Annotated in this window: 8 protein-coding genes; 4 read left to right on the top strand and 4 right to left on the bottom strand. The window is 64.3% G+C overall.

Annotation, left to right across the window (positions count from 1 at the left end):
* Positions 1-11: 11 nt before the first annotated feature.
* The 4 genes from CI41S_RS36760 to CI41S_RS36745 form a co-directional block, all read right to left on the bottom strand.
* On the bottom strand, positions 12-1,202 hold the full coding sequence (locus CI41S_RS36760; RefSeq protein WP_139863939.1) for an ABC transporter substrate-binding protein: 1,191 nt from the start codon (positions 1,200-1,202) through the stop codon (positions 12-14).
* Positions 1,203-1,451: 249 nt separating this feature from the next.
* Entirely contained in the window at positions 1,452-2,996 is a 1,545-nt protein-coding gene (locus tag CI41S_RS36755; protein ID WP_139863938.1) for a SpoVR family protein, read from the bottom strand.
* Positions 2,996-4,267 (bottom strand): YeaH/YhbH family protein, encoded by a 1,272-nt coding sequence (locus tag CI41S_RS36750; protein ID WP_172627094.1) that lies wholly within the window; start codon positions 4,265-4,267, stop codon positions 2,996-2,998. The genes CI41S_RS36755 and CI41S_RS36750 overlap by 1 nt, the downstream gene beginning before the upstream one ends.
* Before the next feature lie 124 nt (positions 4,268-4,391).
* A complete protein-coding gene (locus CI41S_RS36745; protein WP_139485951.1) occupies positions 4,392-6,335 on the bottom strand; it encodes a PrkA family serine protein kinase in 1,944 nt (647 codons plus the stop codon).
* A 498-nt stretch (positions 6,336-6,833) separates the two neighbouring features.
* On the opposite strand from CI41S_RS36745, the gene CI41S_RS36740 reads away from it, so the two are divergent.
* From CI41S_RS36740 to gnd, 4 genes are all read left to right on the top strand, one after another.
* Positions 6,834-7,472 carry a hypothetical protein gene (locus CI41S_RS36740; protein ID WP_347339282.1) on the top strand — a complete coding sequence of 213 codons (639 nt, stop codon included), beginning with the start codon at positions 6,834-6,836 and terminating at the stop codon, positions 7,470-7,472.
* A 55-nt stretch (positions 7,473-7,527) separates the two neighbouring features.
* Positions 7,528-7,971, top strand: coding sequence for a DsrE family protein (locus CI41S_RS36735; protein ID WP_139863937.1), 444 nt, complete (start codon positions 7,528-7,530; stop codon positions 7,969-7,971).
* 226 nt (positions 7,972-8,197) lie between these two features.
* Positions 8,198-11,044 carry a bifunctional transaldolase/phosoglucose isomerase gene (locus tag CI41S_RS36730; RefSeq protein ID WP_139863936.1) on the top strand — a complete coding sequence of 949 codons (2,847 nt, stop codon included), beginning with the start codon at positions 8,198-8,200 and terminating at the stop codon, positions 11,042-11,044.
* A gap of 13 nt (positions 11,045-11,057) precedes the next feature.
* A complete protein-coding gene (gene gnd / locus CI41S_RS36725) occupies positions 11,058-12,041 on the top strand; it encodes a phosphogluconate dehydrogenase (NAD(+)-dependent, decarboxylating) (RefSeq protein WP_139863935.1) in 984 nt (327 codons plus the stop codon).
* Positions 12,042-12,043: the final 2 nt, after the last annotated feature.

Raw genomic sequence — 12,043 nt, 5'->3', positions numbered from 1 at the left:
ACGGCAAGCTGCTACTTGTCGCTCAAGACGTCACCGAACAGCGCCCAGGACTTGCCGTCGAACCGCGCCATCTGGATCTGCCGGATCGGCGTGACGTTGTCGGGCTCGGTCTGCACCTTGATGCCCGGCAGCAGCATCGGCAGCTCGAGCGGCTTCAGATTGGCCGCCTGCTTGATGACGTTGTCGCGGCTGTAGTCGCCGTTGCAGTTCTTCAGCACCGCAGTCATCAGCTGCGCGACGGTGTAGCCCTGCACGTTGAAGAGATCGCCGGCGTTGGCGTTCGGCTGGTACTTCTTCATCCAGGCCGAAAATTCCTTCTGGGCCGGATCATCGGCCCAGCGCGGATCGGTCGGGTCCTTCAGATAGAGGCCGGTGACGACACCGACCACGTTCTCGAAGCCGGCCGGCTCGAGCACCGCCGAGACCGAATTGGACACCGACGGCAGGATGGTAAGCGGCTTCCAGCCCAGGCTCGCCGCCTTGCGCAGCGCCTGCGCGGCGAATTTCGGCGTCGCCTCCGCGAAGAACACATCGGCGCCGGACTCGCGCATCGTCACCACCTGTGAATCGATGGTCGGATCGCTTGTCTGATAGGTGGTCTCAGCGACGATCTGGCCGACATGCTCGCCGAGCCCGTCCTTGAAACCCTTCAGGTAATCCTTGCCGGCGTCCTCGTTCGGCGTGATGACGGCGATCTTGGCATCCGGCTTGGTCTGCAGGATGTACTTCGCGTAAAGCCTACCCTCGAGCTCGTAGGTCGGATTGAAGCCGACCGTCCAGGGGAAGTGCTTTGGATCGTTCCAGCGCGTCGCGCCGGACGAGACGAACAGCTGCGGCACCTTCTTGATGTTGAGATACTTCTGCACGGAGATGTTGGGCGCGGTGCCGACCGCGCTGAAGATCGCCAGCACCTCGTCCTGCTCGACGAGCTTGCGGGTCTGCTCGACCGTCTTCGACGGCGAGTAGGCGTCGTCGAGGCTCTCGAACTCGATCTTGCGGCCGTTGATGCCGCCCTGATCGTTCAGCATCTGGAAATAGGCGCCTTCGGCGCGCGCGATGGTGCCGTAGGCGGAGGCCGGCCCGCTATAGGGCGCGGTGTTTCCGATCTTGATCGCACCTTCGGCGGCTGGGGACGGCGAGATCGACGAAGCGGTGAGAACAGTGACGGCGAGCAAGCCCGCCAGGCGTGAGTGAGTTGACAAGAGCGTATCCTTTTCTTGGTCTTCTTGACGCGGCGCACCTTATCAATCGCGTCCGCGCAGGCAATCACCAAGAAGCGCTCAAGAAATTTCGTATGCCGGCAATCACATTCGCGCGCGCAACGCGCGGTGCCCGAACGTTGCCGCGATGTTCATGATGTGAGCCGTCGATGGAATCAAAAGTTCGCCGAGCAAGACACGCATTCCGCATGACGGCGCGCGGTTGCAGGCGCGCCGTCAGTGGCGTGTTTGCTACGCCGCGACAGCTGCGGCGCGCGGGCTGATGACGTATTCCTTCAGCACATTGTCGGCGCCGTCGACCTCGGTCAGCGCGACGTCGTAGGACCAGAGGTCGGCGAGGTGCTGCAGCACCCGCCTGGTGTCGGTCTCGTTGAGCTGCGCGCCCTTCACGGTGGTGTGACGCAGCAGCAGCCGGCGGTCGCCGTCGAGATCGACGTCGACGACCTCGATATTGGCATCGACGAAGCCGACGTCGTATTGCCGCGACAGCTCGCGGCGAACCCGCCGATAGCCGCGTTCGTCGTGGATCGCGTCGACCCTGATGCCGGCGCTCTCGGCCGGATTGTCGTGCAAATGGAACATGCGGAAGCGCCGGATCAGCGCCGGGCTGAGGAACTGATTGATGAAGCTCTCGTCGCGGTAGTTGCTCCAGATCTCGCGAAGCACGCCTTCGACGTCGCCCTTGCCTGCGATGTCCGGGAACCACTCGCGGTCCTCATCCTCCGGATTGGACACGATCCGCTCGATGTCCTGCATCATGGCGAAACCGAGCGCGTAAGGGTTGAAGCCGGAGTAGCGGCGGTCGTCGAACTCGGGCTGGAACACCACATTGGTGTGCGACTGCAGGAATTCCAGGAAATTGCCGTCGGTGATCCGGCCCTGCCGGTGCAGCCGATTCAAGATGCGGTAATGGACGTAGGTCGCGGCACCCTCGTTCATCACCTTGGTCTGGCCCTGCGGGTAGAAGTACTGCGCGATGTGGCGCACGATGCGGATCAACTCGCGCTGCCAAGGGGCCAGCCGCGGCGCGGTCTTCTCGAGGAAATAGAGGACGTTCTCCTGCGGCAGCCCGAGCAGCGCGCGGCGGCGCTCCGCCGACAGCGTCGCCTTGCTCTTGGCCTTGACGTTCGGCACCGTCCGCCACAGGTCGTTGAACACGCTTTCCTCGTGCTGGCGGCGCTCACCGGCGCGCTTCTCCTCGTCGCGGAGGTCGAGCGTCTTCTTGCCGGGATAGCGATCGACGCCGTGTGACATCAGCGCATGCGCGGCGTCGAGCGTCCGCTCCACCGCCTCGCTGCCATGGCGGTCTTCGCAGGCCGCGATGTAGCCCTTGGCGAATTCGAGATAATCGAGGATGCCTTCGGCATCGGTCCACTGCTTGAACAGATAGTTGTTCTTGAAGAAGTGATTGTGCCCGAACGCCGCGTGCGCGATCACCAGCGTCTGCATGGTCGCGGTGTTCTCCTCCATCAGATAGGAGATGCACGGCGAGGAGTTGATCACGATCTCATAGGCGAGCCCCATCAGCCCCTTGCGGTAGGAGGCTTCCTGGAAGGCGAACTGCTTGCCGAACGACCAGTGCTTGTAGAACAGCGGCATGCCGACCGACGAATAGGCGTCCAGCATCTGCTCGGCGGTAATGACCTCGATCTGGTTCGGATAGACGTCGAGCCCGAGCTCCTTGCGCGCGATCTCCTCGCAGGCATCGTGAACTCGCTGCAAGGTCGGAAAATCCCAGTCGGCGCCCTCGAACAGGCGATCGCCGGAAGAAGCCATTACGCAACCCTCTCTTGCTTGCTGCGGCGCTTGAACAGGTCCTGGAACACCGGGAAGATTTCGCCGCGCTCGCTCACCTTGCGCATCGACAGCGGCGCGCCTTCATTGCGCAGCCGCTCGTAGAGCGTCCACAGCGAGGAGTCCGGCATGTCGAAGGTGTAGTTGGCGGCCTCGCCGACCTCGAGATAGGCGAAGAACTGGCACACCGGCAGGATGTTGTTGGTGAGGAGCTGTCCGGTCAACGCGCTGTCCGACGTCATGTTGTCGCCGTCGGAGGCCTGCGCAGCATAGATGTTCCAGTCGGCCGGGCGGAAGCGGGTGCGGACGATATCGTTCATCGCAACCAGCGCGCTCGACACCAGGGTGCCGCCGGAGGCCGGCCCGTGGAAGAACGTATCCTCGTCGACCTCCTCGGCGCGGTCGGTGTGACGGATGAACACGATCTCGACGTGCTTGTAGCGCCGCTTCAGGAACACGTAGAGCAGCATGTAGAACCGCTTCGCCAGGTCCTTCATGTGCTCGGACATCGAACCGGAGACGTCCATCAGGCAGAACATCACGGCCTGCGCCACCGGCTTCGGCACGGTCTCAAAACGGCGGTAGCGGATGTCGATCGGATCGATGAACGGGATCCGCTTGGCCTTGGCCTTCAGCGCCTCGAGCAGGGCCAGCAGCTCGCGGCGGCGTGGGCCGTCCTCGCACTCGGCGAGCTCGGCCTCGAGCGCCTCGATGTCGTCCTTGCGTGGCCGGCGCAGCGCGACGCGGCGGGCCAGCGCCCGGCTCACGGTGCGGCTGATCGAGATGTTGGCGGGCGAGCCCGAGGTGGCGTAGCCGGCGCGCTGGATGCCCTCGCTCTCGGTCTCCGCGAGCTTGCGCTTGGCGAGATCGGGCAGTTCGAGATCATCGAGGAACAGGTCGACGAACTCGTCGCGGCTGAGCACGAAGCGGAAGGCATCCTCGCTGTCGCCCTCGCCGGCGCCGGAGCCCTTGCCGCCACTCTGGTTCGGGCGCGGCAGGTAATCGCCTTCGACGAATTTCTTGTTGCCGGGCAGCACCATGTCGCGGGTGCCGCCTTCGCGGCGGAACCGCGGCTCGTCCATGCCGTCCAGCGGGATCGTCACCTCACCGCCCTCAAGGACGTCCTTGATGTCCCGACTTTGCGACGATTTCTTCACGGCTCCTTGCACCAGCGCCTTGGCGCGGCGCAGGAAACGCTGCCGGTTCTCCAGGCTCTTGCTACCCGGATTCAGGCGCCGATCGACGATATGCATGACCACGTTGCATCTGCCTCACGCCGGGATGCGACCACAAGCGATCGCATCATTGTTGTTTGTCGTTAGTCGAGCATGGAGCACGCAGTGTCCACCTCGGGATCCTGTCCAAATTCTTGATACGCTAGCCGGCCTGCTTCACCCGCATGTACCATTCGACGAGGCGGCGGACCTGGCGCTCGGTGTAGCCGCGCTCCACCATCCGCGCCACGAACTCGCCGTGCTTCTTCTCGGTCTCGCCGTCCTTTTTGGAACCGAACGAGATGACCGGAAGCAGATCCTCGACTTGCGAGAATATCCGCTTCTCGATCACGTCGCGGACCTTTTCATAGGAGGTCCAGCTCGGGTTCTTGCCGCCATTGTGCGCCCGGGAGCGCAGCGAGAACTTGACGACCTCGTTGCGGAAGTCCTTCGGGTTGGCAATGCCGGCCGGCTTCTCGATCTTGGTCAGCTCCTGGTTCAGCAGCTCGCGGTTCATCAGCTGGCCGGTGTCGGGATCCTTGAAGTCCTGATCCTCGATCCAGGCGTCGGCGTAGTCGACGTAACGGTCGAACAGGTTCTGGCCGTAGTCGGCGTAGGATTCCAGGTAAGCCTTCTGGATCTCGTTGCCGATGAACTCGGCATAGCGCGGCGCGAGGTCGGCCTTGATGAATTCGAGATAGCGCTTCTCGGTTTCGTCAGGCAGCTGCTCGCGGCGGATCGACTGCTCCAGCACATACATCAGGTGCACCGCGTCGGCGCCGACCTCTGTGGTGTCGTGGTTGAAGGTCGAGGCCAGCACCTTGAAGGCGAAGCGGGTGGAGACACCGTCCATGCCCTCGTCGACGCCGGCGGCGTCCTTGTATTCCTGGACGCTGCGCGCCTTCGGATCGGACTCCTTGAGGCTCTCGCCGTCATAGACCCGCATCTTGGCGAACAATGTCGAGTTCTCGTGCTTGCGCAGCCGCGACATCACCGAGAACCGCGCCATCGTCTCCAAGGTCGCCGGCGCGCAGGGCGCGGCGGCGAGCTCCGAGCTCTGGATCAGCTTCTCGTAGATCTTCTGCTCCTCGGCCACGCGCAGAACGTACGGCACCTTGATCACGCAGATGCGGTCGATGAAGGCCTCGTTGTTCTTGTTGGTCTTGAAGCTCTGCCACTCGGCCTCGTTGGAGTGCGCGAGGATGATGCCGGTGAACGGGATCGCGCCGATATTCTCGGTGCCGATGTAGTTACCCTCCTGCGTCGCGGTCAGCAGCGGGTGCAGCATCTTGATCGGCGCCTTGAACATCTCGACGAATTCGAGCACGCCCTGGTTGGCGCGGTTGAGACCGCCGGAATAGCTGTAGGCGTCGGGATCGTTCTGGGCGTAGGTCTCGAGCTTGCGGATGTCGACCTTGCCGACCAGCGAGGAGATGTCCTGGTTGTTCTCGTCACCGGGCTCGGTCTTGGCCACCGCAATCTGGCGCAGCCGCGAGGGCTGGATGCGCGCGACGCGGAATTGCGAGATGTCACCGCCGAACGCCTCGAGCCGCTTGTAGGCCCAGGGCGACATCAGCCCGCTGAGCCGGCGGCGCGGAATGCCGTACTTCTCCTCGATCATCGGCCCGAGCTGATCCGGATCGAACAGCCCTAGCGGCGACTCGAACACCGGCGAGAGTTCGTCACCGGCCTTCAGCACGTAGATCGGATGAATTTCCATCAGCGACTTGATGCGCTCGGCGAGCGACGACTTGCCGCCGCCGACCGGCCCGAGCAGATAGAGAATCTGCTTGCGCTCCTCGAGGCCCTGCGCGGCGTGGCGGAAGAAGCCGACGATGCGCTCGATCGTATCCTCCATGCCGTGGAAGCCGGCGAAGGCAGGATAGGATCTGATCGTGCGGTTCAAAAAGATACGGCCAAGGCGTGGGTCCTTGGCCGTGTCGATCATCTGGGGCTCACCGATCGCCGCTAGTAACCGCTCGGCCGCATTTGCATATCGCATCGGATCACTTCGACACGACTCCAGATACTCGGCCATCGACATGTCGGTTTGGCTTCGTGCTTCAAACGACCTGGCAAAGGCGTTGAACAAAGAATCGTTGTACATGATCCCTCTCTCCACGATATGTATCGCCGCACGACTGACACGAGTCGCAACCAGAGCGTCCTAGGATCGAATCAGCGTCGGCACGCTACGTCCATTGGACACTCGACCGACTCACTTCGGCAATGCACGGCGCGTGCAGCCACCGCCTTATCAACAGGCAGGAAGCTTAATAGTTCATCAATATCCCCCTGTTTTTGGCCGTTGTAGCCCCGCCGCCACATCCGTGGTTTACCGGGGCCTGGCCTCCAAAGGCGGGACTTCCGAACGGGCGACTTCCTGCCCGGCGATCAACGCTGGCCTCCCTGAAAAGGTGTGACTGTCCAGCCTTGGCGTCAAGATGGTGCGTCACAGCGGCGGATGAACAATCATTCAGGCACGCCTGAACGCGCCTCCTTGTCGCCGCGACTAAGGCAGCGAGCCCACACAGTTCCTGACGGCATCCACGTGCCGCGCAGGACGGTGATGCGGCACCGGCATCGCTTATTCCCGAGGCCCGTCATGAAGCTGTCTTCCTTCGTTGTCCTCGCAGTTGCGGCATGCGCCGGAGCCCTGTCGACCGCCCAGGCGCAGGAGGCCGCCGGCAAGGCGCAGGCAGCCGCCTTCGACAAGCGGATGTTCGCGGGTCCCCTTGGCGCCAAAAGCCTCGCCTGCTTCGTACGGCGCTACGACGCCAACCATCTCGCGCAGCATCCGAAGCAGAAGGTCAGCGCGATGAAGCTCTTGGTCGAGGCCAAGACCGTGCCGCAGGACAAGACCATCAACTACTCCTTCCGCGTCGGCATTCAGTACCGCGATCGCCCGGGCAATTTCGACTCCGGCGGCTACTGCAATCACGCGCTTCCGACCAAAGCCGGCCGCGTCACGGCTTACGAATGCGGCGTCGATTGTGAGGGCGGTGGCCTAACTGTGGCATTGTCGAACGATAATAAATCGGCGACTGCCCGCATCGGGCGCATCATGGTCTCGGATCGCAGCAAGCCGGATGCCGAACCGGCCGAGATGCAAACCGACGGCAGCGACGACAAGGTGTTTCGGGTCGATCGCGCCGAGGCAAGCGAATGCGCCGAACTCGTGACCGATCGGAACTCGCCGCCCTCAGCCACAAGTGATAGGCTGCAAGTGATGGGCCTTAAGTGATCGGGCGTTAGGTGATCAGGCTTGGCCTGATCAACAATAATTGTGGGAGGATGCCATGCATCGACGCAGCATCTTGTCGGGCGCGCTCTCGGCGATCGGCGCCGCCTTCGCCACCTCGCGCGCGCACGCCGCGACGGAAGCGCCCGCGAAGCTGAAGGTGGTCTATCACCTCAACGACCTCGACAAGGTCAGCTTCGTGATCGGCAACATCCAGAACCATCTCGACGGCGTCGGCGGGCCGGACAACGTGACGATCGCGCTCGTGGTGCACGGTCAGGCGCTGAAGGCGTTTCATTCCGCCGCCGCCAATCCCGACCTGTCGCGGCATGTCGGGCAGTTCTCCAAGGCCGGAATCGAGCTTGCCGCCTGCGGCAACACCATGAAATCGCAGCATATCACGCTGAATGACCTGCTTCCCGGCTTCGTCGCCGCCGAGCGGGGCGGCGTGGTCCGCCTCGCCGAGTTGCAGTCGCAGGGCTACCTGTATCTGCGGCCATAACCTGACCGGACCAGCTGACCGGGCGCCGCGACACGTCATAAAAATGTGCTGAGATGGGGTTCAGGCTTGGATCGCGTCCGAGGGATCGAACTTTTGTGAATGGCGTTATCCCTTGGGAATGCTGACATTCCGCCCCGGGGCCCCCCATGTTGACAATCCGCCTCCGCGCCCGAAAGCTGCCCGGGAACCCAAAAATCGACCCTCGATCGAACGAGAACAGGCATCCATGAACCCCGTCAAAGCACTCGAAAATCACGGCCAGGCGGTCTGGCTGGACTTCCTCGCCCGCGGCTTCGTCGCCAAGGGCGACCTGAAGCGGCTGATCGAGACCGACGGCGTCAAAGGCGTGACGTCCAACCCGTCGATTTTCGAAAAGGCGATCGGCAGTTCGGACGAATATGACGGGGCGATCGGCCAGGCCCTCAAGTCAGGCGACCGCTCGGTCGCCGACCTGTTCGAGCATCTGGCGATCGAGGACATCCAGCACGCCGCCGACGTGCTGCGCCCGGTCTACGACCACAGCGACGGCGGCGACGGCTTCGTCAGCCTCGAAGTGTCGCCCTATCTCGCGATGGACACCAAGGGCACGATCGCTGAAGCCGAGCGGCTCTGGAAGGAGGTTCATCGCAAGAACCTGATGGTCAAGGTGCCGGCGACGCCCGAAGGCCTGCCGGCGATCGAGCAGCTGATCGGCGAAGGCATCAGCATCAACATCACGCTGTTGTTCTCGCAGAAGGTCTACCGCCAGGTCGCCGAAGCCTATCTCAAGGGGCTGGAGAAATACGTCGCCAAGGGCGGCGATCCCTCCCATGTCGCCAGCGTCGCCAGCTTCTTCGTCAGCCGGATCGATTCGGCCGTCGACAAGCAGCTCGACGAGAAGATCGCCCGCGCCAACGACCCGTCCGAAAAGGAGCGGCTGGCCGCGCTAAAGGGCAAGGTCGCGATCGCGAATGCAAAGCTCGCCTACCAGGACTACAAGCGCCTGTTCGCGGGCGGCCGCTGGGACAAGCTGAAGGCAAAGGGCGCCAAGCCGCAGCGGCTGCTGTGGGCCTCGACCGGCACCAAGAACAAGGACTACAGCGACGTGCTCTATGTCGAGGAGCTGATCGGCCCCGACACCGTCAACACCGTGCCGCCGGCCACCCTCGACGCCTTCCGCGACCACGGCAAGACCCGCGACAGCCTCGAAGAGAATGTCGAGGACGCCCGCCACGTGCTGGAGGAGCTGGAGAAATCCGGCATCTCGCTCGACGCCATCACCGAGGAGCTGGTCAAGGACGGCGTCAAGCTGTTCGCCGACGCGGCCGACAAGCTCTACGGCGCCGTCGCCCACAAGCGCGCGACCTCGCTCGGCGGCGGCATCGACCGCCAGAAGCTTGCGCTTGGCGCGACCATCGAGAAGGCGGTCGAGAAGAGCACCGAGGAATGGCGCGCCGCGGCAAAAATCCGCCGGCTCTGGCAGAAGGACAAGTCGGTCTGGACCGGCGACGACGAGAACAAATGGCTGGGCTGGCTGACCAGCGCCGCCACCGCCGATGTCGCCGACTACGAGGATTTTGCCCAGCGCGTGAAGGGGCAGAATTTCACCGACGCCGTCGTGCTCGGCATGGGCGGATCGAGCCTCGGGCCGGAGGTGCTGGCCGAGACCTTCCCGCACCGATCGGGCTTCCCGCGACTGCACGTGCTCGACTCCACCGATCCGGCGCAGGTGCGCGCGATGGAGGAGTATGTCGACATCTCGAAGACGCTGTTCATCGTCACCTCCAAATCCGGCGGCACCACCGAGCCGAACGTGATGAAGGACTACTTCTTCGACCGCGTCAGCCAGGCGATCGGCAAGGACAAGGCCGGCCACCGCTTCATCGCGGTGACCGATCCCGGCTCGTCGCTGCAGAAGGTCGCGATCAAGCAGGGCTTTGCCCGCATCTTCTACGGCGACCCCGCGATCGGCGGCCGTTATTCCGTGCTGTCGCCGTTCGGCCTGGTGCCGGCGGCCGCCGCCGGCATCGATGTCCGCAGCCTGCTCGGGCACACGCTGTCGATGGTGCGCTCCTGCGGCGCCGACGTGCCGCCGCATGAAAACCCCGGCGTGCAGCTTGGCCTGGCGATGGGCATCGCCGGGCTCGAGGGCCGCGACAAGGTGACGATCTTCGCCTCGCCCAGCGTTGCCGATTTCGGCGCCTGGACCGAGCAGCTGATCGCGGAATCGACCGGCAAGGACGGCAAGGGCCTGATCCCGATCGAGGGCGAGACCATCGGCGACGCCGCCGTCTACGGCAACGACCGCTTCTTCATCGACCTGCGTACCGAGGACGAGCACGATGCCGCGCACGAGTCAAAGCTCGCGGCGCTGGAGGCCGCAGGCCATCCGGTGGCGCGCATCGTGATGAAATCGATCGATCACATCGGCCAGGAGTTCTTCCGCTTCGAGATCGCGACCGCGGTCGCGGGCTCGATCCTCGGCATCAACCCGTTCAACCAGCCCGACGTCGAAGCCGCCAAGATCAAGACCCGCGAGCTCACCGCAGCGTTCGAGAAGACCGGCGCGCTACCGGCGGAGGAGCCGGTGGTGTCGGCGGCGGACGTCGAGCTCTATACCGACGCGCAGAACGCCGACGAGTTGCGCAAGGCCGGCGCCAATGGCGATCTCAACTCCTGGATCAGGGCGCATCTGTCGCGCTCCGGCCGCGGCGACTATGTCGCCCTGCTCGCCTATATCGAGCGCGACGGCGACACCATCGACGCCATGCAGGCGATGCGGCTGAGGCTGCGCGACGCCAGGCACCTGGCGACCTGCGCCGAGTTCGGCCCGCGCTTCCTGCACTCGACCGGGCAGGCCTACAAGGGCGGGCCCGACTCTGGCGTGTTCCTGCAAGTCACGGTCGATGACGCCGAGGACCTCGCGGTGCCCGGCCAGAAGGCCAGCTTCGGCGTGATCAAGGCGGCGCAGGCGCGCGGCGATTTCGACGTGCTCACCGAGCGCGGGCGGCGTGCGCTGCGCGTGCATCTCAAGGGCGACCTCACCTCCGGGCTCGCGGCGCTCCACGCCGCGATCTCGGCGGCGCTGAACTGACGGGAGGCAGGCAATGCAACTCGGCATGATCGGCCTCGGGCGGATGGGCGGCAACATCGTCCGCCGCCTGATGGCGCACGGCCACACCACCGTCGTCTACGACAAGGATCCCAAGGCGGTGGCGGCGCTGGTCGCCGACAATGCCGCGGGCGCCGCCTCGCTGGAGGATTTCGTCCTCAAGCTGGAAGCGCCGCGCACCGCCTGGGTGATGCTGCCGGCCGGCAAGATCACCGAGGCCACCATCGAGGCCTTGTCGAAGCTGATGTCGCCCGGCGACGTCATCATCGACGGCGGCAACACGTTCTGGCAGGACGACGTCCGCCGCGGCAAGACACTGCGGGAGCGCGGGCTGCACTATGTCGATGTCGGCACCAGCGGCGGCATCTGGGGCATCGAGCGCGGCTACTGCATGATGATCGGCGGCGACAAGGCCGTGGTCGACCGGCTCGACCCGATCTTCAAGGCTATGGCGCCCGGCATCGGCGACATCCCGCGCACGCCCGGCCGCGAGGGCCGCGATCCCAGGATCGAGCAGGGCTACATCCACGCCGGCCCGATCGGCGCCGGGCACTTCGTCAAGATGATCCACAACGGCATCGAATACGGCCTGATGCAGGCCTATGCCGAAGGTTTTGACATCCTCAAGAACGCCAGCAGCGAGACGCTGCCTGCGGAGCATCGCTTCGACCTCGACATCGCCGACATTGCCGAAGTGTGGCGGCGCGGCAGCGTGATCCCGTCCTGGTTGCTCGATCTCACCGCGATCGCGCTTGCCGAGAACCATACGCTCGACAATTACTCGGGCTTCGTCGAGGATTCCGGCGAGGGCCGCTGGACCGTCAACGCCGCGATCGACGAGGCCGTGCCGGCCGAGGTGCTGACGGCCGCGCTGTTCGCGCGTTTCCGCTCGCGCAAGGATCATACCTTCGCGGAGAAGATCCTCTCGGCGATGCGCGCAGGTTTTGGCGGCCACAAGGAACCGCCGAAGAAAGCTTAAGA

It is taken from the genome of Bradyrhizobium ivorense (assembly GCF_900696085.1).
GTDB lineage: Bacteria > Pseudomonadota > Alphaproteobacteria > Rhizobiales > Xanthobacteraceae > Bradyrhizobium > Bradyrhizobium ivorense.
The sequence above is the reverse complement of the archived record's forward strand: the minus strand, read 5'-3'. Positions and strand labels throughout refer to the sequence as shown.

Excerpts from the sequence above, each read along its gene's own strand:
- CI41S_RS36735 (WP_139863937.1), top strand. The coding sequence starts at position 7,528 with ATGCATCGACGCAGCATCTTGTCGGGCGCGCTCTCGGCGATCGGCGCC.
- CI41S_RS36750 (WP_172627094.1), bottom strand. The coding sequence starts at position 4,267 with ATGCATATCGTCGATCGGCGCCTGAATCCGGGTAGCAAGAGCCTGGAG.
- gnd (WP_139863935.1), top strand. The coding sequence starts at position 11,058 with ATGCAACTCGGCATGATCGGCCTCGGGCGGATGGGCGGCAACATCGTC.
- CI41S_RS36755 (WP_139863938.1), bottom strand. The coding sequence starts at position 2,996 with ATGGCTTCTTCCGGCGATCGCCTGTTCGAGGGCGCCGACTGGGATTTT.
- CI41S_RS36730 (WP_139863936.1), top strand. The coding sequence starts at position 8,198 with ATGAACCCCGTCAAAGCACTCGAAAATCACGGCCAGGCGGTCTGGCTG.
- CI41S_RS36740 (WP_347339282.1), top strand. The coding sequence starts at position 6,834 with ATGAAGCTGTCTTCCTTCGTTGTCCTCGCAGTTGCGGCATGCGCCGGA.
- CI41S_RS36745 (WP_139485951.1), bottom strand. The coding sequence starts at position 6,335 with ATGTACAACGATTCTTTGTTCAACGCCTTTGCCAGGTCGTTTGAAGCA.